The organism is Psychromonas algarum (assembly GCF_004376845.1).
Classification (GTDB): Bacteria; Pseudomonadota; Gammaproteobacteria; order Enterobacterales; family Psychromonadaceae; genus Psychromonas.
Map to the genome: position 1 here is coordinate 424227 of NZ_SNUW01000002.1, position 26398 is coordinate 450624.

Below are 26398 nucleotides of genomic sequence, written 5' to 3' on the forward strand. Positions count from 1 at the left end.
GCAATACTATCGCCCCACATGATAACGGTATAACTTTTGCCTTTAATCCATTGATTCGTGATATGCACAGAGTATTATTACTGTAATTTTAATAAATTAAACTATCCTGCATTTCCACTGGATATACGGGATGATTCTGCTTAATTATACTGTGATGTAAATAGACTATGAGTACATATTTTTATACATGGAATCCAAATAAATGGCATTGGAGTGATTTACAAGAGGCTATTTATCGCGTCAAAATAATGAAACATATGATATGTATTGGAGCTGCGGTAACACAAAACGCCTCTCTATTGGTGATATGTTTTTTTAATGAAACTTGGTGTTGAACCAAAAGGTGTAATTGGTTGTGGTTATATTTCATCAGAGCCATATGACCTGCCTCAGCGGGATGAAATAAAACTCTATTCCGAAGGTAGGTCTAAAACTGTCACATATACGTATATGGACTCCACGTATTTTACAATATGATTTTTCATAAACATTAAGATGCGGTCGTATATACGGCTTTTAGTGAAAGAGCTACTTTCTAGCCTATGATGTTTGCGCACCTGCTATCTAACAGTCTTAATGACTTTCGCAATGGACAGGTTTTTAACAGGTTGGTCTTACCGTTTATGCTTCATCATTATTGTAAAAAATTTGGTGATTGTTGTTTTTCTTATACTTACTATATTACTAAAATTTGCTGTTCATATTTATTCTCATAACGTAGCATTGCCCAGGCGGCTCTAACCATTTTATTTGCCAATGCGATACAACTTAGTTTAATGCCAGCACGTTCAACTAACTTTATAAGCCATGCTTGCTTGGCTGTTTTGGGCACCTCTGGCAACCGACAGATATAAGACAGCGCCCTTGATACAAAGCTGACCTCAGTTCTTTAATTCCACCTGCACGATCAATTCCAGTCATAAACACTTTACCGCCGGAACTATGCTGTTTAGGGTTAATCCAATAAATGCTGATGCTTCACGGCCATTTTTGAACTGTTTTCCATCACCAATTGAGGAATACAACATACCTGCATAAACTTCAGCAACACCTTCTAAATCCATTAATGCTTTACAGGGCTGTAATTGACGAACCAAAGCGTTTTTGGTTTTAATTAACAGAGCTAACTCTGTTTTTAAGTTCAAATATGTCACCCAAAGTTGGTTGACGACTGACTGTAAACACTTTGGTAATAAGTTCGCTTCATCAAGCGTTTCCAGTACCGCTTTCGTTAAGCCTTTAACGCCAACTTTACTGACAATGCCATATTCGTATAACAACATACAGGGGGGGTCAAAGCGGTAATACTACGAGACAAAAACAGTCGGCTTGTATCTAATGTTTGTATCGTTTGCTGTTCTTCGCTTTTAGGTTTACTTGTTTTCAACCCTATCTGTAATGATGCATTGGCAATTGCTAAGGCATCATTAGCATCTGTTTTTATGGCCTTGTAAAAAGCCTTTTACTTTTTTAGAGCTAATAACACGTACATCATGACCAAATTGCTCAGCGTATCGCCCCCAATAATGGTTACTGCCACAGCCTTCTATCGCAACAACAGTTGGTTTTGCTTTTGCTAGTAATTCTTTAAGTTTTTGACGGCTAACAGCTTTATTACTTACTAACTCGCATGTTTGCTAATTTGGCAAACCTGAATGATATTTTTAGCTAAATCAATTCCAAAGATAGTAGATTTCAACATAATATGGTCTCCTAAGTAGTTACAGCAACTCTAGACTACTTGCTAGAGTTGTGGAGTCCATACATCGACTTACGACAGAAGCCCTAGGCAGTCAAAAACACTGACGAATTATTTTTATCAAGCTACCTCTTAAAAGTATTTTTGTACTAAGAGGTAGTTTGTTATGACTTAATCTCACCAATCATAAGTTCGGGACATTAGGCAATAAAAAATGCTCTAATGCAGATTTTATGACTGATCGCGCTATATCTGCTTTTTTATCATCCCAATATAGTGGGCTTAGTTCTGTCATGTAGCTAGACTGTGCAAGTTCCAACTGAATGGCATGAATTCCTTTGTTTGGTTGACCATAATGACGGGTTATATAACCTCCCTTGTAACGCCCATTTACTACATGGGTAAAAGTAGAGGAGTTTGATAGCTCACTAACGACTAACTCAAGCCTTTCTAGTGCACAGCTTTTGCCACTGTTAGTACCAAAATTAAAATCTGGTAGCGTCCCTTTGAAGTGAAGAGGTAAAACAGAGCGAATAGAATGAGCATCCCATAATTGAACATGTCCATGCATTGTTTTTAGGCGTTTTAATTCCTGCTGAACACAGTCATGCCAAGGTTGCCAATATAGCTCTCTACGGCGTGAAATTTCATCTTCTGTTAATTCATGGTCATTATAATAAATAGGCTCTCCATCAAAGGTTTCAAGCGGGCAAAGTGAGGTTGTAGTTTGTCCTGGATATAGGCTTTGATTATCAGGAGGTCTGTTTAAATCGACTACGTAGCGAGAAAACTTGGCGATAATAATCGTTACATCTAATGCTTTGGCAAAATTGTATAATCGTTCTAAATGCCAGTCTGTATCGATCAGGCTTAGGCCTGTGTTATTGAGATGTATGCGGATATTATCTGGAATTTTCGTTCCCACATGCGGCATTGTGATGATTAATGGCTGGTTCCCTCGATGTATTTCAAAAATAGATGCAGGCTCAATCATTTTCATATTCCAAATATTTATTTCTAAGTGCACAAAGTGCTTCTGGTAATGGGTACCTTGGCTGTGATGTGGTATCAATAAGAAGTTTTCCTGCCGACCATACTCTACGGATACTATCTTTATGAGAATCTGCAAAAATATATTGACTAAGAATAAAGTCACCACTTTTATTTGCATGAGTGAATTGTTGATTAGCGAGTTCAATAAAATCTGCTCGATAGCCGACTTCAATTTTACCGACTTTCAAACCACTCGCTTTTTCTCCTCCTACAAGTGCTTGTTGATATAAATTTGTTGCAACGTGTGGTTCATTGGGACTACTTGCTATATTGCGTTGGCGATGTAGTAAACGTTGTCCATATTCCAATAACATTAACTCTTCTCTTGCATCAATCAATATATTGCTATCAGAGCCAATTCCCCATGTACCTATATGTTGGCCATAAGTCACATAGTCAAAGATGCCATCCCCTAGATTAGCCTCTGTTATTGGGCATAACGCAACCGTTGCCTCACATTGGGCGATGGCTTTTAACTCTTCTTTATCAAAATGTGTGCCGTGAACTAAGCACCATTTATCATCTACATCGCATATGCTTTGTAAAAAATTAAAAGGCCTTTTTCCTGTGAAAGCGAGGCAATCTTCTACTTCCTTTATTTGTTCTGAAATATGAATATGAACAGGTGCTTCAGGCGATAAATGCTTGATTCTTTCTACCAAGGTTTTTAAATCTGCACCACTCACTGCGCGTAACGAGTGTGGGGCAATGCCTAATGCAAAACCTGCTCGTTGTGATTGCTGAAATAGTTTATTCCATCGTTTTAGGTAAGCATCGAGGGATAAAGCAAAACGTTGTTGGCTTTTTTCACAATCGGCTTTATCAAAACCTGCTCGATTATAATAAACAGGTAATAATGTTAAACCGATGCCACTTTTATTTGCTGCGTTAATTAAACTGTCAAAAAAAGCGTTACTATTTTTGTATGGCTGTCCGTTTACATCATTATGCAAGTAATTAAACTCACAGACGGAGGTGTAACCTGCTGCTAACATTTCTGAATAGAGGTGGGTTGCTATGGCCTCTAGTTGTTCTGGTGTGATTTTATCTGCTAACGCGTACATTAATTTACGCCAACTCCAGAAACTGTCTTGTTCAGTGGAACGATACTCAGTGAGCCCTGCGCACAATCTCTGGAATGCATGCGAATGAATGTTAGGCATACCGGCGACGATAGTATGTGCTTTTTCTCCTGTGTATCCTTCTGGTATTAACCCGATACTGGTAATTATGCCGGTATCATCCCATTGTATTAATTTGTCCTTAGCCCACCCCGATGACAGAAGAAGTTGTTGTACGGCTAGTTGTCCCATAAAATATTCCTCTATTAGGCATTTAGTACGGTATGTAAAAATTCTTGTGTACGTGGATGTTTAGGAGCTGTAAAAAAATCATCAGGCTTTCCTTGCTCAATGATGATGCCGTTATCTATCATTACTACGCGGTCAGCAACTTCTCTTGCAAAATTCATTTCATGCGTTACAACAACCATGGTCATGCCATCCTTTGCTAATAATTTCATTACTTGTAGTACTTCTCCCACCAGTTCAGGATCGAGTGCGGATGTTGGTTCGTCGAATAAAAGAACCGATGGTTTCATTGCTAGAGCTCGTGCTATAGCAACGCGTTGCTTCTGCCCCCCAGATAAATTTGCGGGCATTGCATTGGCTTTATTCGCTAAACCTACTTTTTCAAGTAATGCCATTGCTGTTTTTTTCGAATTTTCTTTTGTTGCTATTTTTAGAGTGACAGGCGCGACACTGATGTTTTCGATTACACTCAAATGTGGAAACAAGTTAAATGATTGAAATACCATTCCTACATCTTGGCGTAATTCATTTAATTCATCATCACCTAACAATACTCCGTCATTTAATAGCTTTTGGCCACATACTGAGATATCACCTTCTTGAGCAATTTCTAAACCGCTGCAGCAGCGCAACAGGGTACTTTTACCTGATCCGCTTGGACCAATTAGCACTACAACTTCACCTGAATTAACAGAAAAATCAACATTCTTTAATACCTGATTATCACCATAAAACTTATTGATCTTTTCTAAAGTGACAGCTTTATATTTCATGTTATCTCCTAAAAGCTAGTTTGCTTGTGATTTTAATTGGCGGTTTTCAAAGCTTCTTAAAATGAAGGTCGAAATATTAGTCAAGACAAAATAAATGACTGCAATAACTAAGTAAGTCTCCAGGTCTCGGTAGGATGTACTGATAATATTGGTACCTTCATGCATAAGATCATGGATTGTAATCAATGAAATCAATGCTGAATTTTTGATTAAGGCTATAAATTCATTACCAAGAGGGGGCAACATACGAACAATTGCTTGTGGAATGATAATTTTTGTCATCCCCTGACGCTTACTCATACCTAGAGAGCGCGCTGCTTCCATTTGACCCTTTTCAATAGACTGAATTGCCCCCCTTACGATTTCAGAAATATATGCGCTGGAATAAAGACTTAATCCTAAAATACCGCAAAGAAATGATGGCAGCATTATGCCTACACGGGGGAGACCGTAATACCAAATGAATAATTGAACTAATAATGGCGTACCTCGTATTACTGAAACATAAACGTTAAAAAAACAACTTAATACAGAGTTTCCATTACTGCGTACTACGCCAATGAGCATACCTATCACACATGCAATAATAAGAGATATGATCGTTACTGATATGGTTATCATCGTGCCATCTAGCAGTGCAGGAAAGCTTTCGATGACAGGGGTAAAATCTAGATCTAAACCCATAACTTTTTCCTTAAAATGTTTTAAATAGAAATATAATTACGATGCCGGAAACCACTTCTGGTAAATTTTTTCGTAAGAACCATCTAATTGCATTTCAGTAATTACTTGATTAATTTGATCTTTTAAATTACCCGTACCTTTTTTAACGGCAATACCATATTTCTCTGTTGTTAGTTGTTCTGGTAGAATTTTTACACCGCCACGCGCGTTTGCATAGGTATAAGCGGCTGGCTTTCCTGTTACTGAAGCATCGGCTCTGCCAATTGACACAAGATTAAACATTTGCTGGTTTTTCTCGACTTCAATGAGTTTAGTTTCTGGAAAGTGTTCCTTAAGGTAAGCGACTGATTTTGTACCTATTTGCACACTTACTTTTTTCCCTTTCAGATCTTGTGCCGATTTAATGGAATTATCACCTTCTTTCGCCACCACGACCAAACCTCCGGATAAATAGCTTTCTGTAAAGTCCACTACTTTAGCGCGAGCTTCGGTAATATAAATGCCAGAAATGGCGACATCAGCACGCCCAGAAACAAGGCTAGGAATCAAACCTTTAAAGTCTACTTGCACCCATTTGATCGTTTTATCAAGGCGTTTACCCACTTCATTAAATAGTTCGATATCAAAGCCGGTTAGTTTGCCATCTTGCTTAAATTCAAGCGGAGGGAAGGTCGCATCTGTCACGACAGTCAGTGACGTTGCATTGCTAATTCCAACTAGCGATATAGACAGTAATAATGCTGAAATAATTGATGTGATTATTTTTTTCATGGTGATTTCCTTTCTCATTGATTAATTAAATTTACTTTTTTGTAACCATTTGTGCTGCTATTTGTGTCTTTTGAATGAATTGATTTTTGTTTGCTTCTGCTCTTGAAATAGGCGCCATTAATGAAATACAGCTATAGATTGCGTTATCTGGAAATAATGAAATAGGTGCACTGACTCCCCATATTCCATTGTCTAATTCACTTTCACTCGTGGCATAGCCTTGCTTATTTATTTGTAACAATTCCTTGAATAATTCAGCTTGCTTAATGTGGCTTTTTTCTAACTTTTTAATCGCACTTATCTGTTTGTCTTTATTAAATTGTGCGAGTAAACATTTTGCAGTGGCGCCTCGATTCAATTTAATTGAGCTATTCTTCTCTATGGAACATCGAAGAGCACTAGAACCTTCGATCATTTGTACGCAGAATACGAAATCTTCATATACGATATTAATTGCTACAGTTTCACCAGTTACTTGATTCAAGTATTGCAAAGCACTTTGTGAGCATGATTTTAATAAATGGATATAATTATTTTTTTTGCTTAATTGAAGGGCGGTGACGCCGGCATAATATCTTCCTTCTATTTCGCACATTAACCCCCAACGTTTTAAATATCCTAACTGTCGATAAAGTGTACTTTTTGAAAAACCTGAAATTTGCATAAAGTCATTTGCCGTTAATGGTTCGTTATACTCTGCTAATATCTTTAGCAGAAATAAATTTTTTTCTTGTGATGAAATGCTTTCATTCATGACTAACGAACCTTAAAAAATTAAATATGTTTATTAAACAAAAGCATAGGTTGTGCCAATATATAAAACTAGGAATCCCGCATTCTGGGACCTGTTAAATAAGTCATTTTTATTCAAAGTTTTATATTTAAAATAATTTTATTGTCTGATGGGAAAATATGAAAAAACAAAAGAGCTAACCAAATAAAATACTTGATGCGCTATATTAATGAGCATTAATGGTGCAAGAATTCAGCGGTTTTGTTTTTTTGGTGCAATGTTGAAGTACATGTGGCTTTCAAGTCACCTAAATAAGTATTCATTAATTATTTATAAGACCGTTGTTTATCTGTAACTCAGTATTAACTGTCATGTGACAATGGGGTCTTGTTTTTTGACTTTTAATACATTTTCATCAAAAGCCACGATATAGCCGACACTCAATACGGCTACAACTCTCCCACCGTTGCGCTTTCCCAAGCAATTTTTTCATTTTAGTAAAACCAAACTGGATGTTTAGGTTAGTTGAGGCTAGTGCATGGATGCACGTCCGAAATGGTACGTTTAAAATGAATTGATTGATTGGATAAGAAAGCGATTCTGTGGCCAGTTTCTTTGTATCCTTTCTTTTCTGGTAAAAGAAAGGATGTCGCCGACAGGGTGAAAACACTGCCAATAAAAATTAAACTGCCTCGATGAGCACAGACGAACCAAGCGTACATAGAGATTAGTATAAATGTTGGCAGGATGAATCCTGCGCCCCAATGATCCACATTGTAGCTACAACTCTCCTACCACAGAACTTTCCTGAACGATAAACAAGTATCAGCAACAACAAACCGTATCAATGGACGCAGACGAAGCAAAGCTAAATAGTCTTACTTCTTCGCAAACTCATGAATATATTTAACTTGCGCATCTTTAGTAAACGCGCCCGGTCTTAGGGACTGAACTTGAGTAATAATATCTTCCAACTCCCAGCCTTGCTCTAATAAAATATGAGCGGCAAGTAAACCAGTACGACCTGAACCGCCCATACAATGTATCGCAACCTTGTCGCCATTATCTAAAGCCTTACGCAATGATGATGCAATGCCTTGCCAACGCGAATGGAATGCGATGTTAGGTATTGAGTCATCTTTGATTGGAGTATGAAACCACTGCAAACCTGCATTCGCTATTTCTTCAGGCAAAGCGCCCACGCCACTTTCAATCATCTCTTCAGTGCTTAAAGCCGTGACAACGACCGTAGCACCTTGACTCTTTAGTTGTGCAACACTTTCAATGAGTGAAGCCCCTTTTGTACCAGGACAAGGTGTTAATATTAGCGCCGCATTATTGTTAATTGGGAGTTCCCAAGTTGGATGTTCCATCATTCGTTGCCATTTCCTCAGTTGAATATGAATATAATTATTATATTTATGGATCTAATCCCGAATATCTTAAGGCTTAATAGTAAAACAGTCTATACATATGAGTATTCAGTCACGGGTAGCTATAAACTCTTTTTTATAAAATACCTCTACAAATAAAAAACATACAAGTAATTTCAATAGGACAAAAAAACAGCTATTTGTGTCCTGCCTCATTGATTTAAACCAGTGATTTTATTATCTTGAAATAAGGTGTTTACATATCGAGGGAGGTTTAGTGGATATCGTTAAGTATGCTGAAAAGATAATGTCGATGGATGATGAAACATGGCATAGGCATTCTAATCCTTGGAGTGTATATACTCGATTTACAACCTTGCCTCTTATCTCTTTTACCTTTTGGTCAAGAGAATGGATTGATATTTATTCTATTGCATTAATTGCTATTTCATTTTTGTGGGTTTGGTTGAACCCTCGCTTATTTAGCGCTCCTAGCAATACAAATAACTGGGCTTCGATGGGGACGTTTGGAGAGCGTATATACATAAATCGTCATAATGAAATTATACCGAACCATCACATCAAAGCTTGCCGCATCCTTCAGTTATTATCTGCAATGGGGTTACCGTTTTTTATATATGGGCTTTATAGTTTAAATCTTTGGATTTTGATACTTGGTAATTTTTGGATAATGGTATCCAAAGCATGGTTCGTGGATCGCATGGTTTGGTTATATTTGGATATGAAAGAATCAAACCCTATTTATCAATCGTGGTTAAAAACATAATAAATCAAGTAAATGTGACTAAAAATAGTTAGTCGTCTTTGTCATTTAACTTGAAAAACAATGACGGCAGGATGAATCATGCCCCCCAATGATCCACATTAGAGTAAAACTCAAATTGCCTCGAAGAGCGCAGATAAAACTACAATTACAGGTTATTTTTTAGTTTTTCTGTCGTCTCTACAAAAGCTTTTAATTGCTCTGCTGGAATATCGTGAGTCATTTTATTGAACACTTTTTTTTCTACTTTTTTAAAAGTATTCATTACTTCTAGCCCTTTTTCTGACAAGGCTAATATCTGACTACGTTTATCTACTTTATTTTCTATTTTGTTAATCAACTCTTGGCTAACTAACTCTTTGATTAATCGGTTTATTTGGGCTTTATCTCGTCCCATAAGTTCAGTTAGTTTTTGACCCGTACAGTTATCAATTCGAGAAATTGCTTTTAAAGATTTGAAGTGCATTGGGGATAAATCTAATGCTAGTTGTTTTATTTCATACTTCATATTATTGCGCACTGCGTGAACCAAGGTAAAAAGTGCTTCACTTAATTCCATAAAAACTCCAAAACAAAAATTGGTTGACAACATCAACCAAATTAAACATAGTAGACTTTATCAACTATATTTAAAAAGGTTTTATAATGCAATCTAATTTAAAAAAAATAGCGATCATGCTTTCAATCATGTTTATCCTGATCGCTTCAATTACCGCTATCATGACCTTCGCAAACCTCTCTGCTTCACAACATTTTATCGGTGCTTGGATACACTCTTTTATCTTTGCATTTTTGATTTTGTTACCTCTTGGTGCAGGCATTTTTATTACGCTCAACAAGTTAATTAATCGAGCCCTTCCATCATGGTCGACATTACACAAAAATTTATTACAAGGTGCATTAATGGCGTTAATAATGGAATCTTTTATGGCGGTTATAACGGTATTAAGTGGCCACTCTTACGAGTCGATTAATCAGTTTTCTACATTGTTTTTCAATAGCTTACTCTATGCCTTGCCGGTAGGGCTTAGTCTATCTCTATTGATGACTTTACTAATAAAACCAAAACTTGAAAAACATCTATTTAATACAGCGGCTTAATCATTTGCGAGGAAATATGATGGAAGTAAAAACAGCAGTTTCTGCACCTAAAATGCGTATGACACAGGTATTATCTATTGAAGATTTATCTCCACATATGAGAAGAATTTTTTTAACTGGAGAGTCCCTTTCAGACTTCCCTGAAAATAAAGAAAGTGCTCATGTTAAAGCTATTTTCCCAGATCCAAATTCTGACGATAATAAACCCAAATTAGGCATCTACACAGGTTTTAAAAAATGGATGCGCTCTTATACAATTAGAGCCTTTGATCTAACGCATTTAACACTAACCATCGACTTTGCAGTGAACGACCATGAAGGGTTAGCAAGTAGTTGGGCTCTTAGAGCACAAGTAGGCGATTTTTTAGGTATCGCGGGTCCCAGTGAAGTAAAACATACTGATCTATCAGCTTCCCAACACCTTTTTTTTGGTGACATAACCGCATTACCTGCGATTGCTGCTACGTTAGAAAATTTACCTAACGCGTCAATTGGCGATGCTTATATTCAGGTCCCAGATCAACAAGATATCCAAAATTTAATAAAACCAAGTGCTATCAATGTGCATTGGATTGTCACAAGGGATAAATTCACACCTTTATTTTTAAAAGGACTTAAATCACAAGGCAATGATTTAAGTTCTACTGCTATTTTTATTGCCACTGAGGCCGGTGTGGTGAGACAACTAAAAGAGCACCTGAATCAATATTGTGAATATGATAAATCAAAGTTATACGCAAGCGCGTATTGGAATAAAAAAGATAATGGTTTTGTCTGCTGATAGTGTAGAGGCAATTACTGGCAGTTGTATATTGAAGATAAGTCCATCGAGCTATCAGACTTGATCAAAGGCTCAGCTCGATGGTAAATAACAACGCTAATGGAAAATAAACATTAGTGTATAAGTGATATTTTTAGTTTATTAATAATTCCACACAGTGCCATCTTCTAAACGAGTTACAGGGTGATAACCTCGTTTAAATTCATAACGTTCAGCTTCTTTCTCATCAAAATCAACACCTAAACCCGGTGCATCACTGACGTAGAAGAAGCCTTTTTCCATCTTATGCTCTGATGGGAATAGTGCATCACATTCAGGCGTGCCTAATACTAAGTACTCTTGTACTCCAAAGTTAGGCGCCCAAGCATTTAAATGCCCTTGCGCTGCCATCGAAATTGGTGAGTGACTCGGCGCACCATGGAAACCTGTTTGCACATTATGTAAAGCCGCTAAATCTACAATTCGTTTCAGTGATGTAATACCACCACCGTAAGTTGCTGATATTCTGATAAAATCAATCAAGTTACTTTGGATCAGCTTATTACAATCGTAAATTGAATTAAAAACTTCCCCTATTGCAATCGGTGTTGTTGAATGTTGTCTAATAATTTCTAGAGCGGATTGATCTTCCGCTGGTGTTGGATCTTCTAACCAATATAAACGATGTTGTTCTACTTCTTTGGCAAATTGCGCAGCTTCTCTTGGTAATAAACGATGATGTACGTCGTGTAATAATCGCATATCAAAACCAAATTTATCTCTGATTTCACCTAATGCATCGGGCATATAACGCATGTATTTATCAGTATTCCAAGTTTCAATTTTAGGGCCATCACCAACAAAATTAGTAATATAATTTTTAGTATTACCTTTATCCGCTACCGCATAACCGCCACCTTTTGGCATGCCAGGAATACCACATTGAACGCGTACCGCTTGATAACCTTCTTCGCGGTATTGAGTAATGGAATCCATCAAATCTTCTAAATCATTACCTGATGCATGTGCGTAAACCATTGCACCTTCTCGGCTTTTTCCACCAAAAAGATCGTAAAGTGGCAAACCTGCAATTTTGCCTTTGATGTCCCAAAGCGCCATATCAATTGCTCCAATGGCAGCCATAGCGATTGGACCTCGGCGGAAGTAAGCTCCACGATAAAAGAACTGCCAAATATCTTCACTCTTACGTGGATCCATACCAATTAGACAAGGGATTAAATATTCTTTTAAATAATGAGCAGGTAAGGTTTCACGCGTATTTAAGGTTGCATCTCCAAGACCATAAATACCTTGATCTGTCATTATTTTAAGAGTCACATAGTTTTTGCCAGGTCCACCAATAAATACTTCTGCGCTAGTTATCTTCATATTATTTACTTCCTTTTCTAATGGTATCGATAATTTGTTGGTATTCAGAGCCTTCTTTAAATGTTTGATAAGGCGCAACCACTTCGCCATTCACATCTTTTACAAGTTGAGTCGCAAGGTGCGTCCAACTTCTTTGCGTGTCATCTTTAATATCAGGTAAAAGTTCACTAATAGCAGTTGGTAGTGGAACTTCTTGCCATTCTTTATCTGTATTTTTATCCCAAAAGTACAGAGGGCCATTGCCATAATGGCCCTTAATATAAATAGACCCTTTGCTTCCATGAAAAACAAGGTGATCTTCATTAAAGCGAGGCACTAAACCACCATGTTTAAATAATACAGAGACGGGCTGTTTAGCAGGAACTCTGCTCTCTAATTGCATCAAAACAGTATAAGACCATTCAACGTTGCAATCTTTCCATTCTAAACTTGGATCATTAAGATCTTTAGGAATGAAATTACGACGTTGTGTAAAGTTATGTACGCCATCTACCACAGGAGCTTTTGGCATATCGTTACGCACTTCACCGTGTACAGATAAAATATTTTCACCAATAACAGAAGTAACAATAGAAACAAGGTGAGTAAAATTATTATTTAAACGTCCACCACCACTTTCTATTCGGTGTGACCAACCAAAAGGAATATTTTTATCTAGATTAAAATGAGAAATGCATTCGACTTCAAGTGGCTCTCCAATCAGGCCTTGAGCAACCATCTCTTTTGCTTGAATGATGTGAGGCATATAACAAAAGCTTGATGCAAAAGCAGTTTTAACATTCTTTTCAAGTGCTAATTTATATAATTTGCTTGCCGATTCACCACTTTCTGATAGCGGTTTATCACAAAATACATGACAGCCAGCATTAATCGCTTGAGTGATGGGTTCAACATGAGCACCACCGGGCGTTGCAATAGAAACAATATCAGGCTTACATTCTTCTAATGCTAATGCCCAATCAGTAGCAAAATAGGGAATACTTAATTGTTGTGCAACATCCTTAACCACATTCGCATTACGACCAACAATACCAACTACTTGTGCACCAGCGTCACGAAATGCTTGAGCGTGTCCTTGTCCAGCAAACCCAGTACCATAAACTAGAACTTTCTTTTTATCTGTCATTACGATGCCTTTTAATTTTTGGAATACATGCTTATTTCATAGAAATAAATTTAATTTCTTAAACTATTTTTAGCTTTATTAAAATATTTTCCATTACATGAAAATCGATTTAGTAAATCGGTTTACTTGATTATATTAGTTGATGTGATTAGAATGTCAACACTCCAATCTTAGTATCGTAAGTAGATCATAAAAATAAAATGACCAAAATAAGAATCATTGATGTAGCCACACGAGCAAGTGTGTCAAAAAGCACGGTATCCCAATATTTAAATGGTCGTTTTGGTCATATGTCGGCAACCACAAAAGAAAAAATCCGTTTGGCAGTTGAAGAACTTAATTACGTTCCTAACCCCATTGCGCGTAGCTTAAAAAGTGATAAAACCAAAACAATTGGTGTGATTGTGCGCGATATTGCAGGATTCAATATCAGTCGAGTACTGCGTGGAATTGATGATTTCTGTAAAGAAAATGATTATAACGTTCTGATTTATAACACTGATTTTAATGAGGAAATCGAAAGACGATCACTTATCACCCTCAAGCAGATGTGTGTAGATGGGATTATTATTACTTCTACAGGTAAAAATAATGATCTCATTAATGACTATGTAAAAAGTGGTTTTCCTCTGGTTCAATTTCAACTTGAATATCAAGATTGCCATACTAATATCGTATTATCGGATTATCGACAAGCGGCACAAAAAGCAACGGAACATCTGATCAAACTTGGCCATAAACGCATTTGTTTTTTAACACAAGAATTTGCTGGTAACTTATCAAGAACTGAACGTTATCAAGGTTATATGGATGCTCTTAAAGCACATGATATTGAATTTGAAGAAAGCTTTATTCAATACTGGAAACGAGACTCAAGTTTTATCCAATCCCCTATTTCTTTATTACAAACAACGAATGCGCCAACAGCATTTTTTACTCAACATCTAGCCATAACGACGGATTTACTTAAACAACTCAATCAGCATCAATTTAATATTCCTAATGATGTTTCTATTGTTGGATTTGATGAAATTCCGATGGTTGAAATGTTCAAAGTTCCTATCACTGTTATTCAACAAAATTCTTACAACCTAGGAACGGAATCTGCAAAATTATTACTGAGTATTTTGACAGATAAAATAACGCCCTCTGAAATAAAAAAAATTATCGTTCCTTGCTCTTTAGTAGTAAGAGAGTCCTGCAAAAATATTCAAAGTTGAATATTAAAATTTAGCATTATTCATTACTTGGGTAAGTGCAAGATTCTGACAAAGAGGAATTATTGAATTAAAAGAAACTCAATAAAAACCATCAACTACCAGTGCAATTGATGGTTTTATATAGTTTATTAATCTTCTAAAGAGACAACCAACAAGTCAACAGGTGAAGTGTTAATTAACCCTCCAACAGATGGAGTTAGGCGGCTCCAGAAGTTATTATGATGACCAAATACAATCAGGTCTACATCAATTTCTTTGACAAGATCTCGTAGGTCATAAGTAAGATTTCCATTGATAACGTATCGATGTGTAATGGGATAATCAATTTTCTCCACTAAATCATCTAACTTCTGATTTAACTCAATGGTCATTGGATGAGTTGCCTCAACTCCCACAAGTTCAGTATCAATTAAACCACTAAATATCGTACCGTCACTGATTCGGCTAACAACATGTACCAATGAAACTTTAGCATTCGTTGCTTTAGCTAAACCAACCGCTCTATTAAGAACATCTAATGTGCCGTTGTCGAAATCAACAGCAACTAAAATATTATTATAACTCATTAGTTTTCTCCTTATTCCAACTACATTAATGATGTGATCTAAATTTAGCGTAGAAAAAGTAGCTCAACGATTTGCTGTAATTGGTATTGTTAATGCATCCTTTATAATATTAGTACGTTACATAAGAATAATAAGCCAAATATCAGCTTAAATTATAAACAACAGTTGTTTTATAATGTTTGATGATTTAGATCAAACTTTCTATCTCGTTATAGCGATGACATTAAATAGCTTATCTAAATTTTGTGCTGAAAAAATATTCCAATTCAAAGTATAAACGACCTAAATGTCTGTCACTTTATGAAATTTACAACGGGAAAGTAGGCTGTTTTAACAAATAAAATGGATAAACTATTTATTGTGATTGCTATTAATAAACAACAAAAAAGCGAGTACCATTTATCATGATACTCGCTTTTAAAAATGCACTTTCGTCTTATTTAATTATTAACTCACACGCTCAAATAATAAATCCCACACACCATGGCCTAAACGATGACCTCGAGATTCAAACTTAGTGAGCGGACGCCAATCTGGACGAGGGGCATAATCACCTTCTGTACTAATGTTTTTAAAATCAGTCGCCGCTTGTAATACTTCTAACATATGCTCTGCGTAATTTTCCCAGTCTGTTGCCATGTGAATAACACCACCAATAGCTAGTTTAGGACGCATATTTTCGATAAATGCCGGTTGTACAATGCGGCGCTTATGATGACGCGCTTTATGCCACGGATCTGGAAAGTATAATTGGAAAGTAGATAAGCTTTGATCAGGGATCATAAACTCTAATACTTCAACCGCATCATGATTCATTACACGTAAGTTTGTCACACCCGCTTCGCCAGCATCAGCTAAACAAGCACCAACACCTGGGCCATGTACTTCAATACCTAAAAAATTCTTTTCTGGTGCATTTTTTGCCATTTCAATTAATGACTTGCCCATACCAAAACCAATTTCTAATACAACAGGATTGCTGTTACCAAAAAGCTCAGTGAAATCTAATGCTTTTTCTTGGTAATCAACTCCCATTGTTGCCCATAAATCATCAATCGCAGTTTGTTGACGTTTAGTCATACGCCCTTCACGCTTAACAAAAGAACGAATTTTACGAATATACTTTTCTTTATGGCTTTCTACTTCTTCATTTTGATTATCTGTAGCAGACTGATCGTGCTCTGTCATTTTCTTACCTTTAAATTGTTCTTGGGCTAATTAGCCATGCATTATGCAATGTTATATTAATTGTGCAACTCTGCTAGACTGCGCTTTTTATATTAATGAAGAGTTTCTAGTGAGTGAGTTGCATTTTAGCCAAAGAATTAATAATTGGCACCAACAACATGGCCGTCAAACTTTACCTTGGCAATTAGATAAAAGTTTATATAAAACTTGGGTTAGTGAAGTCATGCTACAACAAACTCAAGTAGCGACTGTGATCCCTTATTTTAATAAGTTCATGCGTTCATTTCCGTCTATCTCATATCTCGCAAATGCACCTATTGATGAAGTTTTACATCATTGGACAGGATTAGGCTATTACGCCCGTGCTCGTAACCTACACAAAGCAGCACAGATCATTCGAGATCAATTTAATGGTAAGTTTCCTGAGCAATTTGATGACGTGATTGCTTTACCCGGTATTGGGCGTTCCACAGCAGGGGCGGTATTATCACTAACCTTGAATAAACATTTTCCAATATTAGATGGCAATGTAAAACGAGTTTTAACACGCCACCAAAAAATTGAAGGCTGGACAGGTGAGAAGAAAGTAGAAACTCAACTTTGGACATTAGCAGATAAATTAACACCTAAAAAACAGACCAATGTATTCAATCAAGCGATGATGGATATGGGGGCAATGATTTGTACTCGTAGTAAACCTAAGTGTGGAGAATGCCCTGTTTCCACAGATTGCCTTGCTTTAGCGGATAATTGTATGACTGATTACCCAACACCTAAAGCAAAGAAAAAAATTCCAGTAAAAACAGCAGTAATGCTGGTACTTAAAAATAAACAACAAGCAATACAGCTAATACAACGCCCACCTGTTGGCATTTGGGGTGGATTATGGTGCTTCCCTGAATTTACCGATAATGAAAGTGCGTTAAATAGTTTGACCATGCTAGGTATCAAAGATTATAAAGCAACTGAACTACCAGGTTTCCGACATACTTTCAGCCATTACCATTTTGATATTTCACCTATTTTAGTGGAGTTCACACAACAAGATACAGAACAAGTTATGGAACAAAATGGTCAGCTTTGGTATAACTTACAACAACCACAAAAAATTGGATTAGCGGCTGCGACAAAAAAAATATTAAACAGCGTTAATAAAATAATCCTCAAGGAATAAATGATGTCTCGCACAGTATTTTGTACTTATTTAAAAAAAGAAGCGCCCGGTTTAGCCTTTCAAATTATCCCAGGTGAAATTGGTAAGCGTATTTTTGATAACATTTGTCAAGAAGCTTGGTCTGAATGGCAACAAAAGCAAACCATGTTAATTAATGAAAAAAAATTAAATTTAATGAAACCAGAAGATCGTGCTTTTATTCAAGAACAAATGATCGGTTATTTATTTGAAAATAAAGATGTCGCGATTGAAGGTTACACACCAGAAGATAAAAAATAGATTTAAGTCCTAATGCTTACATTTGAAGCGCATAACGCTCAAAGTACAAGCAAACACATTAAAATCTTAATAAATGCGTAAAAATAGGTTGACGATACACTCTAAAATCTATTTAATACGCCTCGTTCCGCTTCGTTAGCTCAGTCGGTAGAGCAGAGGATTGAAAATCCTCGTGTCCTTGGTTCAATTCCGAGACGAAGCACCATTATTTAGTTTTACTGAGAAAGTTAATTCTGATTAGTAAAACGAGGTTAATACCTCAAACGGTTTATGTGCCGACTTAGCTCAGTAGGTAGAGCAACTGACTTGTAATCAGTAGGTCACCAGTTCGACTCCGGTAGTCGGCACCATTTACAAATCATCATAAGATGATAAAAACTCAGTCATATAGGCAGAGTTAAAAGTTTTGCTTCGTTAGCTCAGTCGGTAGAGCAGAGGATTGAAAATCCTCGTGTCCTTGGTTCAATTCCGAGACGAAGCACCATTATTTAAGCCACAACTATTTATTTAGTTGTGGCTTTTTTGTATCCGAACGAAAAGTGCCCTTGGTTTAACTCTTTATTATATTCAGCGAGACGAGGCATCAAAATTCAAGCTACAACTCTTCATTCAGTTGTGGCTTTTTTGTATCCGAACGAAAAGTGCCCTTGGTTTAACTCTTTATTATATTCAGCGAGACGAGGCATCAAAATTCAAGCTACAACTCTTCATTCAGTTGTGGCTTTTTGTATCTGAACGGAAAGTGTCCTTGGTTTAACTCTTTATTATATTCAGCGAGACGAGGCATCAAAATTCAAGCTACAACTATTTATTTAGTTGTGGTTTTTTTGTATACGAACGGAAAGTGTCCTTGGTTAGCTTTTTATTCAACACCAGCAGACTAAGTTAATTACTCCTAGAAATACAAAGCTATATTATTTATCCCATTTCCTTCTATACGTTTTAAAAATAGACTTTATTTATTCGAACAAGATAACAATGTATTAAGAATGCGTTAAACTGCGCAGATACTATTAGCATTAAGGATTAATAATGGTTAAACGATTTTCACGCAAACATGTAACAAAAGAAGATAATTTTTCATATCTGCTAGTCGCACTTATTTTCTTATTATTCTCAAGTGCTTGCGTAGAACAGTTTTTTGCCAGAACAACCCTAGGCCAAACACTGGTTTTAATATTAACCATCATTTCAATGTCTATTGGCGTTTGGAGCATACAATCAAGCAAGTTAGCCTTTAAAGGCAGTTTGGGACTTGTGCTGGCGACTATGATCATCTCTGGATTAGTGAACTTCTTTAATTTCGCTCAATTAGAATTTTTCCATCTATTATTCATGTTGGTATTTTTTGTTACCACCTTAAAAATTGCAGCTGAACAGGCTTTGTTTTCGGGTAACATTACTAAAAATAATATTATTGGATCTATCTGTATATTTTTATTACTTGGTTTGATTTGGACCATTTCATTTCTAATGGTTGCAGAATTTATCCCTAACTCATTCTCAGGTTTAAAGGGGACTAATTGGACAGATAACTTCCCCGACTTAGTTTACTTTAGCTTTGTCACACTCACTACATTAGGCTTTGGAGATGTGTTACCACTCTCTCCTATTGCGCGTTTCCTTGTTTATATTGAAGCTGTTATTGGCGTTTTTTATATGGCAATTGTTGTTTCTAGTTTAGTTGGCGCTGCATTAAACAATAAAAGTAAGGCTTAATTAGATGTTTTATGAAGGGACTGAAAAACGCCTGTTAATTTGCACTAACACACTGAATTTATTTTCTCTGGATGAATCTTTTTGGCAAGAGTTAGTAGTGCATTCGGGAGCTGAAATATTATCAACAATCAGTAACCCAAAGTTAAAAGCATATTTACTTTCTGAATCGAGTCTATTTGTTTGGCAGGATAAGTTATTACTTATTACCTGTGGAAACACACAATTAGTTAAAGCAGCATTATTTATTCAACAGCATTTAAGTAAACAGCAAATAAAAACACTTATTTTCCAACGCCACCAAGCGCTTAAACCGGAATTACAAAGCTCAAGTTTCCAACAAGATGCTTTGCTGTTAGAGAAGCAGTTTAATGGCAAGAAATGGCATTGGAGGGACAGTTATCAAGGAGATTTGTTTGTGTTTGGAGAGATAACGTCAAATAGCGTTACAACTCAAAATATTTACATGCTACACAACCTATCTGGAGAGTTAGCTAAACAGTTGCAGGTGCTCTCACCAAACAAAGAAGTCATTTTAGAGAGCTTAAAGTTAGAAACATACTTTCATGAGTTATCAATTGATCATTTTAGTTTTAACCCGAAGGGATATTCACTCAATGCAATTTCTGGCGAAGACTATATAACCATTCATCTAACACCTGAGAAATTAAGTACTTATCTAAGCATCGAAACAAGCTTTTCAGAGATTCAATGTGCTGAGTTTGTTTACCATTTAGAGCATCTTTTTTTACCTGAACATATTAAAAAGATGCACTTCCAAGTGAATCAACAAGAATTAAATATCACAGCTTATTAAGGTTTTAATAGAAACACTGCATCAACTTGTTGATCAATGACAATCTGGTTATTTTGATAGCTAGGAACACTTTGATCACTCGCTATTGAGCGCATTAAAATCGGTTGCGATCGTTTGTCTTGGTAGTTAATTGAATAAATTTTACCTAATGAAGCCTGATAACTTTCAGCTAAACCTTTCGCTTTAGTAATTGAATCCTTAACTGCCAAATCACGCGCCTTTGATTGCCATTTAACGGGATCTTTAAGTGCATAATTAATTCTCCCAATATTAGCTATATCAGCTTCAACCAATATTTTTAATAGCTCATTCAGTTTTGTTACATCGCCTAATTGGTAACTTAAATTACGTATTGCTTTAATACCAACTTGTGTACGCTTTTTTTCAATATATTCATATTCAGGAGTTAATTGAATATCTGCGCGGGTTAATAACTTTTGAGCAAACCCATTTTTTTCTAATTGCACTAAAATTTGCTGAACTTGTTTATCAACAACTTGTTTGGCACTTTCTGCATCATTTTCAACGGTTGTTGATTGAAACTCGATTTTTGCAGTGTCAGGTTTGACCTGTATTTTTGCAGAGCCAGAAACGGCTATATAAGGATGATCCGGTAATGCATCAGCACTTACCCATGAGGTTGCTGTTAACAAACAGCTTAATAAGATCAATTTAACCATTTTCATTCTTGAGTTCCCTTTCAGTAAATTAAAGACAAAACAATTCGACCTATGATTATTTGATAAGTTTCACTCCTTTATTCAATATAAAAAAAAGCCAGCAATTAAGCTGGCTTAGTAACTCATGGAATCGCTAGATTATAATACATCAATCGCATTTAAATCAGAGAATGCTTTCTCTAAACGAGCAACCATTGAGCTTTGACCGGCACGTAACCACATGCGCGGATCATAATGTTTCTTGTTTGGTGCATCTTCACCCGTTGGGTTACCAATTTGACCTTGTAAGTAATCATGTTTCTCAGCCACGTAAGCACGTACACCATCCCAAGTCGCCCACTGAGTATCGGTATCGATATTCATTTTGATTACACCATAACCAATCGCTTCTTGAATTTCAGACTCAGAAGAACCTGAACCACCGTGGAAGACGAAGTTTAACGCATCTGGTGCTAAACCATGTTTTTCAGAAACAAAGGCTTGTGAATCGCGTAGGATTGTAGGCGTTAATTTAACATTACCAGGCTTGTAAACACCGTGAACGTTACCAAATGAAGCAGCGATAGTGAAACGATGACTGATTTTAGATAGCTCGATATAAGCATAATCAACATCAGCAGGTTGAGTATAAAGTAATGAATCATCCATTCCTGAATTATCCACACCGTCTTCTTCTCCGCCAGTACAACCCAATTCAATCTCTAAGGTCATACCCATTTTAGCCATACGTGCTAAATACTTACCACAGATTTCAATATTTTCTTCTAAAGGTTCTTCAGAAAGGTCAATCATGTGAGAAGAGAATAATGGTTTACCTGTTTCTGCAAAGTGCGCTTCAGAAGCGTCAAGCAGTCCATCGATCCAAGGTAGCAATTTTTTAGCTGCATGGTCTGTATGCAAAATAACAGGAACACCGTAAGCCGCAGCCATTGCGTGAACATGTTTAGCACCAGAAATAGCACCAAGAATACCGGCTTCATGCCCTTCAAGTTTAAGACCTTTACCTGCATTAAATATAGCGCCACCATTTGAGAACTGGATAATAACAGGCGCTTTTACTTTAGCTGCTGCTTCAAGTACTGCATTGATTGAATCAGAACCAACAACGTTTACAGCAGGAAGTGCAAATTTATGTTCTTTTGCAACGGCAAATATTTTTTGTACATCATCACCAGTGACAACACCAGGTTTTACAACGTCTAAAATCTTAGTCATGAGATATATCCTATCTATTATTTAAATTAAAGTATGTTTAATTTCGATCAGGCTTCAGCATAATTATGTCACAAAACATATGTGTTACGCATAAAAAAGCGAGATAAAAATCTCGCTTTGAACATTTAATGTTTGAATATTAGATTAATCGTTAGCACGAGCTTCTAACATTGCTACTGCAGGTAGTTCTTTTCCTTCAACGAATTCAAGGAATGCGCCACCACCAGTTGAGATGTAAGAAACATCTGCAGCAATATCAAATTTATCAATTGCAGCCAATGTGTCACCGCCACCAGCAACTGAAAATGCAGATGAATCAGCAATTGCTTTAGCAATACCAGCTGTACCCGCTTCAAAGTTTTTAAACTCAAATACACCAACAGGACCATTCCAAAGAATTGTTTTTGCTTCTTTTAAAATCGCAGCTAATGCAGCGGTGGAGTCAGGACCTAAGTCAAAAATCATATCGTCATCTTGTACATCAGCAACATTTTTGATTTCTGCAACAGCATTTTCATCAAACTCTTTTGCACAAGCAACATCAGTCGCAACAGGAATTGCACAGCTAACCATTAATTTTTTAGCTGTTTCAACTAAATCAGCTTCGTATAATGATTTACCTACATTGTGGCCTTGTGCAGCGATAAATGTATTAGCGATACCACCACCAACCACTAGTTGATCAGCAACTTTAGATAAAGACTCTAAAACTGTTAATTTAGTTGATACTTTAGAACCACCAACAATCGCCACTAATGGGCGAGCAGGGTTATCCATTGCTTTACCTAATGCTTCTAGTTCAGCAGCTAATAAAGGACCAGCACATGCAACAGGAGCATATACACCAGCACCATTTGTAGAAGATTGAGCACGATGAGCGGTACCAAATGCATCCATTACGTAAACATCACATAGAGCTGCAAGTTGTTTTGATAATGTTTCATCATTTTTCTTTTCGCCTTTATTAAAGCGAACGTTTTCAAGTACAACAACTTCACCAGCATTTAACTCTAAACCGTTTAGGTAATCAGTTGCTAAACGAACAGGGACATCTAATGCTTCATTTAAGTAATCAACTACAGGTTGTAAAGAGAATGCAGCATTTTCTTCAGCTGATGCACCTTCTGTAGGACGGCCTAAGTGAGAAGTGATCATCAATTTAGCACCTTTTTCTAATGCTAATTTGATTGTTGGGATAGAAGCACGAATACGAGCATCTGATGTAACTTTGCCATCTTTAACTGGCACATTAAGATCTTGACGGATAAATACGCGTTTGCCGGCTAAATCTAAATCAACCATTTTTTTTACTGACATGTTGTGTCCTCTCATTTAATTTGAAAACTATAGAATTCTTATCTGCTTATAACAGACCCCGTATCCACGTTGCCTGGTGTGTAATATTATCTAATTGCACGTTATTTCAGAGCGCATTATAGACCAAAGCTTTTGCTACATCGATCACAATGTCCCGTAATTTACCTTTTTAACGACTTACAGTGATTTGATTTGTATCATTTGTCTCATTCTTTTATAGAAATGAGTAGAAAAACAATCAATAATAAGCTGATTTTTTTATTTGTTGTTGATAATGTGATTAGCACTGATAAAAAGTAATACAAATATGTTTATTTTACACTAGCATATACAGCGACACTGAGATAAGTACTTATATTTATTAAAAAAATAAAAAATTGAGAGCCTTAAAACGGACATGAGAATCTTAAATAGAAATGCTTGGGTAATATATTACGCCCTCCTTGCCCTAGGAGGTCTTTTATTACTTGCAAATATAAGTAGTAAATATGAAGAAGTCTTATCTAAAGACAAATACCAACAACGCTACCTGACACAAATAGTTGCTTCAGATATCAATAGAATGTTATTAAAATTTGAAACCATGATTGACTTGGTTAGTGAAGATTTTAATAAAGAGAATCAACTAAACCAATCTTTCCTAAAAAATATTTTAGAGCGTTCAGATTTTTTAATAGGCTTTGCTATATATAATCTCGATGGCACATTACGCGAAAAAAGTAATAATTTACCTGATAGAATTCGTAGCAAAGAGTCCGAACAAAACTTTCACAGTGGATTTGATAACAGTGGAGAAAAAGATTACCTAATGGTCAGTAGACCTATTTTATCTCCAACAACTCAAAAGTGGCTCATCCCAATCCGAAAATTATTATTAGATAAAAATGAAAAAGCAATCGGTTACATGTCATCGGCCATACACCTCGATAAACTAAAACAAAGATGGAGCGCCTCTCAGACTTTTGAAAATACCATCATCCTATCACTTGACTACAACTTTAATCAGTTATTGCATACTAGCTTGCCAAAAGAACGATATGCCGATTTTTATACAAACCCCCTACCAACAAAACAAATTGAAAATGCTGATAAGCTACTTAAAAAACAAAATTTAACTCGGGATATGCTTAGAAAATCAGGGGATGTTGTAAATTTAATTATAACGGTTAGAGGAAAAAAGGTCCTGCATAGTATGAGCTATGATAAACAGTATCGTATTTGGACTCATACTAGTCGCCCATTCAGCGATATTACGACCCCAGTTATACACTCTGCATTGTATTACTCTATCTTATATTTCATATTTGCCGTCATTACCTTCTTCTTATTTAGATGGATCATAAAAACAGAAAACAGTAAATTAGACGAACTAACCTATTACAGCGAGCATGATAATTTAACCGGTTGTTATAACCGTAGTGTATTAGCGCGTTTAGCGGCTAATTTAGCAAAAACAAACAAACACTTTTCATTGTTGTATATTGACCTTGATGACTTTAAAAATATCAACGAATCATTTGGTTATCGTTATGGTGATATTTTATTAAAAGAAGTAAGTCAGCGTTTACAACAAAGCTTGACTCGATTACCAGGCCATGTAATTCGTTACAATGGTGATGAATTTATTCTCCTATTAAAAAATAACGATACGGAAGTTATACAAAAATTTACCACCACCTTACTGAGTGAACTCGCTCAATTCTATTCTATTCAAAACAACTCATTTTCTATTACAAGCTCTATCGGTATTAGCCGTTATCCTGACGACGCTAGAAACTTAGATACATTAACAAGTTATGCTGAAAATAGTATGTTAATGGCTAAAAAAATAAAAAATCAGTATGTTTTCTTTTCACAAGAAATTCATCAGCACCTACTACATAAAATAAAAATAGAGCAAGCATTGCACCACGCTATCGATAACAATCAAATTAGTATTGTTTATCAACCTCAATTAGATCAGCAACAAAACTTATATGGTGTTGAGGCTTTGGTACGTTGGAATAGCGATGAATTAGGTTTTATTGCACCGAGTGTATTTATCCCTATTGCAGAAGAAACAGGCTTAATGCCTAAGCTTGGGCAATACATAATGAATACAGCTATCTCAGAAATAACAAGCTTACAAAAACAACTCAATATAAACTTTGCTTTATCCATTAATGTTTCCGTTAGGCAGTTTGTTCAAGTGAACTTTTTTGAACTATTAATGGCAAGTATTAATGATCACGGTTACAAAAAACTACCTATCACCATTGAAATAACAGAAAGCCTATTCATTGAAAGTTTAGATATATTAAAACCGATATTTAAAAAAATGAAAGAAAACAATATTTCATTAGCCTTAGATGATTTTGGTACCGGTTATTCTTCATTAAGCATGCTACGAGAAATTCCAATCGATGAACTAAAAATAGACAAAAGTTTTGTTGATCACATTACAACAAACGAAACAGATAAAGCGATGGTAAAAAGTATTATTAGCATGGGGAAAAACTTAAACATGCGTGTACTCGCTGAAGGGGTAGAAACGGTTGAGCATGTAAACATACTTAAAGAATCGGAATGTGATTTGTTTCAAGGATATTACTTTTCACACCCTTTAACACAAGCAGAACTAGAGACCTTCTGCAAACAATTGAAAAATAATAAATTAAATACTTAAAAACA

24 protein-coding genes, 3 tRNA genes and 1 pseudogene are annotated in these 26398 nt (G+C 36.0%); 12 read left to right on the forward strand and 16 right to left on the reverse strand.

All coding sequences use genetic code 11. The features are described from left to right. Positions 1 to 676: 676 nt before the first annotated feature. The 8 genes and pseudogenes from E2R68_RS14240 to E2R68_RS01990 form a co-directional block, all read right to left on the reverse strand. Positions 677 to 1702: pseudogene (locus E2R68_RS14240) on the reverse strand (IS110 family RNA-guided transposase). 181 nt (positions 1703 to 1883) lie between these two features. Further along, positions 1884 to 2693 carry an N-formylglutamate deformylase gene (hutG, locus tag E2R68_RS01960; protein WP_134275818.1) on the reverse strand — a complete coding sequence of 270 codons (810 nt, stop codon included), beginning with the start codon at positions 2691 to 2693 and terminating at the stop codon, positions 1884 to 1886. Next, positions 2686 to 4065 (reverse strand): formimidoylglutamate deiminase, encoded by a 1380-nt coding sequence (locus E2R68_RS01965; RefSeq protein WP_134275819.1) that lies wholly within the window; start codon positions 4063 to 4065, stop codon positions 2686 to 2688. The genes hutG and E2R68_RS01965 overlap by 8 nt, the downstream gene beginning before the upstream one ends. Positions 4066 to 4079: 14 nt before the next feature. After that, positions 4080 to 4835 carry an amino acid ABC transporter ATP-binding protein gene (locus tag E2R68_RS01970; protein WP_134275820.1) on the reverse strand — a complete coding sequence of 252 codons (756 nt, stop codon included), beginning with the start codon at positions 4833 to 4835 and terminating at the stop codon, positions 4080 to 4082. 15 nt (positions 4836 to 4850) lie between these two features. Continuing rightward, positions 4851 to 5519 (reverse strand): amino acid ABC transporter permease, encoded by a 669-nt coding sequence (locus tag E2R68_RS01975; protein WP_134275821.1) that lies wholly within the window; start codon positions 5517 to 5519, stop codon positions 4851 to 4853. A gap of 36 nt (positions 5520 to 5555) precedes the next feature. Then, complete coding sequence (locus E2R68_RS01980) at positions 5556 to 6290, reverse strand: transporter substrate-binding domain-containing protein (RefSeq protein WP_134275822.1); 735 nt, start codon at positions 6288 to 6290, stop codon at positions 5556 to 5558. 31 nt (positions 6291 to 6321) lie between these two features. Further along, positions 6322 to 7044: an IclR family transcriptional regulator gene (locus tag E2R68_RS01985; protein ID WP_134275823.1), complete on the reverse strand. Its 723-nt coding sequence runs from the start codon at positions 7042 to 7044 to the stop codon at positions 6322 to 6324. A gap of 857 nt (positions 7045 to 7901) precedes the next feature. Then, entirely contained in the window at positions 7902 to 8399 is a 498-nt protein-coding gene (locus E2R68_RS01990) for a cyclin-dependent kinase inhibitor 3 family protein (RefSeq protein ID WP_208380088.1), read from the reverse strand. Positions 8400 to 8673: 274 nt separating this feature from the next. Here E2R68_RS01990 and E2R68_RS01995 point away from each other — a divergent pair, with 274 nt between their 5' ends. Next, entirely contained in the window at positions 8674 to 9183 is a 510-nt protein-coding gene (locus tag E2R68_RS01995) for a DUF6653 family protein (protein ID WP_134275824.1), read from the forward strand. A 145-nt stretch (positions 9184 to 9328) separates the two neighbouring features. Here E2R68_RS01995 and E2R68_RS02000 read toward each other — a convergent pair whose 3' ends face one another. Beyond that, on the reverse strand, positions 9329 to 9739 hold the full coding sequence (locus E2R68_RS02000) for a MarR family winged helix-turn-helix transcriptional regulator (RefSeq protein ID WP_166738775.1): 411 nt from the start codon (positions 9737 to 9739) through the stop codon (positions 9329 to 9331). Positions 9740 to 9825: 86 nt separating this feature from the next. Between E2R68_RS02000 and E2R68_RS02005 the strand changes: the two genes are divergently transcribed. Both E2R68_RS02005 and E2R68_RS02010 read left to right on the forward strand, forming a co-directional pair. Further along, positions 9826 to 10281 carry a DUF2798 domain-containing protein gene (locus E2R68_RS02005; RefSeq protein ID WP_134275826.1) on the forward strand — a complete coding sequence of 152 codons (456 nt, stop codon included), beginning with the start codon at positions 9826 to 9828 and terminating at the stop codon, positions 10279 to 10281. 19 nt (positions 10282 to 10300) lie between these two features. After that, positions 10301 to 11062, forward strand: coding sequence for a siderophore-interacting protein (locus E2R68_RS02010; protein ID WP_166738776.1), 762 nt, complete (start codon positions 10301 to 10303; stop codon positions 11060 to 11062). A gap of 141 nt (positions 11063 to 11203) precedes the next feature. Here the strand turns inward: E2R68_RS02010 and manD are convergent, their stop codons facing one another. Next, positions 11204 to 12430: a D-mannonate dehydratase ManD gene (manD, locus tag E2R68_RS02015; protein WP_134275828.1), complete on the reverse strand. Its 1227-nt coding sequence runs from the start codon at positions 12428 to 12430 to the stop codon at positions 11204 to 11206. A gap of 1 nt (position 12431) precedes the next feature. Further along, positions 12432 to 13556 (reverse strand): Gfo/Idh/MocA family protein, encoded by a 1125-nt coding sequence (locus tag E2R68_RS02020; RefSeq protein WP_134275829.1) that lies wholly within the window; start codon positions 13554 to 13556, stop codon positions 12432 to 12434. A gap of 200 nt (positions 13557 to 13756) precedes the next feature. Between E2R68_RS02020 and E2R68_RS02025 the strand changes: the two genes are divergently transcribed. After that, the gene (locus E2R68_RS02025) at positions 13757 to 14776 is read left to right on the forward strand and encodes a LacI family DNA-binding transcriptional regulator (RefSeq protein ID WP_134275830.1); all 1020 of its coding nucleotides are present in this window, start codon (positions 13757 to 13759) and stop codon (positions 14774 to 14776) included. A gap of 128 nt (positions 14777 to 14904) precedes the next feature. Here E2R68_RS02025 and E2R68_RS02030 read toward each other — a convergent pair whose 3' ends face one another. Beyond that, positions 14905 to 15342: a universal stress protein gene (locus E2R68_RS02030; RefSeq protein WP_134275831.1), complete on the reverse strand. Its 438-nt coding sequence runs from the start codon at positions 15340 to 15342 to the stop codon at positions 14905 to 14907. A 447-nt stretch (positions 15343 to 15789) separates the two neighbouring features. Continuing rightward, complete coding sequence (trmB, locus tag E2R68_RS02035; protein WP_134275832.1) at positions 15790 to 16530, reverse strand: tRNA (guanosine(46)-N7)-methyltransferase TrmB; 741 nt, start codon at positions 16528 to 16530, stop codon at positions 15790 to 15792. Between the two features lie 109 nt (positions 16531 to 16639). Here trmB and mutY point away from each other — a divergent pair, with 109 nt between their 5' ends. From mutY to E2R68_RS02070, 7 genes are all read left to right on the forward strand, one after another. Beyond that, the gene (gene mutY / locus E2R68_RS02040) at positions 16640 to 17704 is read left to right on the forward strand and encodes an A/G-specific adenine glycosylase (RefSeq protein ID WP_243834574.1); all 1065 of its coding nucleotides are present in this window, start codon (positions 16640 to 16642) and stop codon (positions 17702 to 17704) included. Positions 17705 to 17707: 3 nt separating this feature from the next. After that, positions 17708 to 17983: an oxidative damage protection protein gene (locus tag E2R68_RS02045; RefSeq protein WP_134275834.1), complete on the forward strand. Its 276-nt coding sequence runs from the start codon at positions 17708 to 17710 to the stop codon at positions 17981 to 17983. A 129-nt stretch (positions 17984 to 18112) separates the two neighbouring features. Then, positions 18113 to 18188, forward strand: a tRNA-Phe gene (locus E2R68_RS02050). A gap of 69 nt (positions 18189 to 18257) precedes the next feature. After that, positions 18258 to 18333 (forward strand) — tRNA-Thr (locus E2R68_RS02055). Positions 18334 to 18391: 58 nt separating this feature from the next. Beyond that, a tRNA-Phe gene (locus E2R68_RS02060) sits at positions 18392 to 18467 on the forward strand. Between the two features lie 548 nt (positions 18468 to 19015). Further along, positions 19016 to 19702, forward strand: coding sequence for a potassium channel family protein (locus E2R68_RS02065; protein ID WP_134275835.1), 687 nt, complete (start codon positions 19016 to 19018; stop codon positions 19700 to 19702). A gap of 4 nt (positions 19703 to 19706) precedes the next feature. Continuing rightward, positions 19707 to 20516, forward strand: coding sequence for an S-adenosylmethionine decarboxylase (locus tag E2R68_RS02070; protein WP_134275836.1), 810 nt, complete (start codon positions 19707 to 19709; stop codon positions 20514 to 20516). Here the strand turns inward: E2R68_RS02070 and E2R68_RS02075 are convergent. The 3 genes from E2R68_RS02075 to E2R68_RS02085 form a co-directional block, all read right to left on the reverse strand. Then, positions 20513 to 21202 carry an SIMPL domain-containing protein gene (locus tag E2R68_RS02075; RefSeq protein ID WP_134275837.1) on the reverse strand — a complete coding sequence of 230 codons (690 nt, stop codon included), beginning with the start codon at positions 21200 to 21202 and terminating at the stop codon, positions 20513 to 20515. The two genes, E2R68_RS02070 and E2R68_RS02075, sit on opposite strands and share 4 nt — an antisense overlap. 132 nt (positions 21203 to 21334) lie before the next feature. Further along, a complete protein-coding gene (fbaA, locus tag E2R68_RS02080) occupies positions 21335 to 22411 on the reverse strand; it encodes a class II fructose-bisphosphate aldolase (RefSeq protein WP_134275838.1) in 1077 nt (358 codons plus the stop codon). A 144-nt stretch (positions 22412 to 22555) separates the two neighbouring features. Next, positions 22556 to 23728: a phosphoglycerate kinase gene (locus tag E2R68_RS02085; RefSeq protein WP_134275839.1), complete on the reverse strand. Its 1173-nt coding sequence runs from the start codon at positions 23726 to 23728 to the stop codon at positions 22556 to 22558. Between the two features lie 397 nt (positions 23729 to 24125). Between E2R68_RS02085 and E2R68_RS02090 the strand changes: the two genes are divergently transcribed. Then, on the forward strand, positions 24126 to 26393 hold the full coding sequence (locus E2R68_RS02090) for a bifunctional diguanylate cyclase/phosphodiesterase (protein WP_134275840.1): 2268 nt from the start codon (positions 24126 to 24128) through the stop codon (positions 26391 to 26393). Positions 26394 to 26398: the final 5 nt, after the last annotated feature.

Bases quoted from the DNA above. Each gene is read 5' to 3' on its own strand.
- E2R68_RS02045 (WP_134275834.1), top strand. From the start codon at position 17,708: ATGTCTCGCACAGTATTTTGTACTTATTTAAAAAAAGAAGCGCCCGGT.
- E2R68_RS01980 (WP_134275822.1), bottom strand. From the start codon at position 6,290: ATGAAAAAAATAATCACATCAATTATTTCAGCATTATTACTGTCTATA.
- E2R68_RS02085 (WP_134275839.1), bottom strand. From the start codon at position 23,728: ATGTCAGTAAAAAAAATGGTTGATTTAGATTTAGCCGGCAAACGCGTA.
- E2R68_RS02025 (WP_134275830.1), top strand. From the start codon at position 13,757: ATGACCAAAATAAGAATCATTGATGTAGCCACACGAGCAAGTGTGTCA.
- hutG (WP_134275818.1), bottom strand. From the start codon at position 2,693: ATGATTGAGCCTGCATCTATTTTTGAAATACATCGAGGGAACCAGCCA.
- E2R68_RS01970 (WP_134275820.1), bottom strand. From the start codon at position 4,835: ATGAAATATAAAGCTGTCACTTTAGAAAAGATCAATAAGTTTTATGGT.
- E2R68_RS02000 (WP_166738775.1), bottom strand. From the start codon at position 9,739: ATGGAATTAAGTGAAGCACTTTTTACCTTGGTTCACGCAGTGCGCAAT.
- E2R68_RS02030 (WP_134275831.1), bottom strand. From the start codon at position 15,342: ATGAGTTATAATAATATTTTAGTTGCTGTTGATTTCGACAACGGCACA.
- fbaA (WP_134275838.1), bottom strand. From the start codon at position 22,411: ATGACTAAGATTTTAGACGTTGTAAAACCTGGTGTTGTCACTGGTGAT.
- E2R68_RS02075 (WP_134275837.1), bottom strand. From the start codon at position 21,202: ATGAAAATGGTTAAATTGATCTTATTAAGCTGTTTGTTAACAGCAACC.
- E2R68_RS02010 (WP_166738776.1), top strand. From the start codon at position 10,301: ATGGAAGTAAAAACAGCAGTTTCTGCACCTAAAATGCGTATGACACAG.
- E2R68_RS02090 (WP_134275840.1), top strand. From the start codon at position 24,126: ATGAGAATCTTAAATAGAAATGCTTGGGTAATATATTACGCCCTCCTT.
- E2R68_RS01975 (WP_134275821.1), bottom strand. From the start codon at position 5,519: ATGGGTTTAGATCTAGATTTTACCCCTGTCATCGAAAGCTTTCCTGCA.
- trmB (WP_134275832.1), bottom strand. From the start codon at position 16,530: ATGACAGAGCACGATCAGTCTGCTACAGATAATCAAAATGAAGAAGTA.
- E2R68_RS01985 (WP_134275823.1), bottom strand. From the start codon at position 7,044: ATGAATGAAAGCATTTCATCACAAGAAAAAAATTTATTTCTGCTAAAG.
- E2R68_RS02005 (WP_134275826.1), top strand. From the start codon at position 9,826: ATGCAATCTAATTTAAAAAAAATAGCGATCATGCTTTCAATCATGTTT.
- E2R68_RS01965 (WP_134275819.1), bottom strand. From the start codon at position 4,065: ATGGGACAACTAGCCGTACAACAACTTCTTCTGTCATCGGGGTGGGCT.
- manD (WP_134275828.1), bottom strand. From the start codon at position 12,430: ATGAAGATAACTAGCGCAGAAGTATTTATTGGTGGACCTGGCAAAAAC.
- E2R68_RS02065 (WP_134275835.1), top strand. From the start codon at position 19,016: ATGGTTAAACGATTTTCACGCAAACATGTAACAAAAGAAGATAATTTT.
- E2R68_RS01990 (WP_208380088.1), bottom strand. From the start codon at position 8,399: ATGATGGAACATCCAACTTGGGAACTCCCAATTAACAATAATGCGGCG.
- E2R68_RS02020 (WP_134275829.1), bottom strand. From the start codon at position 13,556: ATGACAGATAAAAAGAAAGTTCTAGTTTATGGTACTGGGTTTGCTGGA.
- E2R68_RS02070 (WP_134275836.1), top strand. From the start codon at position 19,707: ATGTTTTATGAAGGGACTGAAAAACGCCTGTTAATTTGCACTAACACA.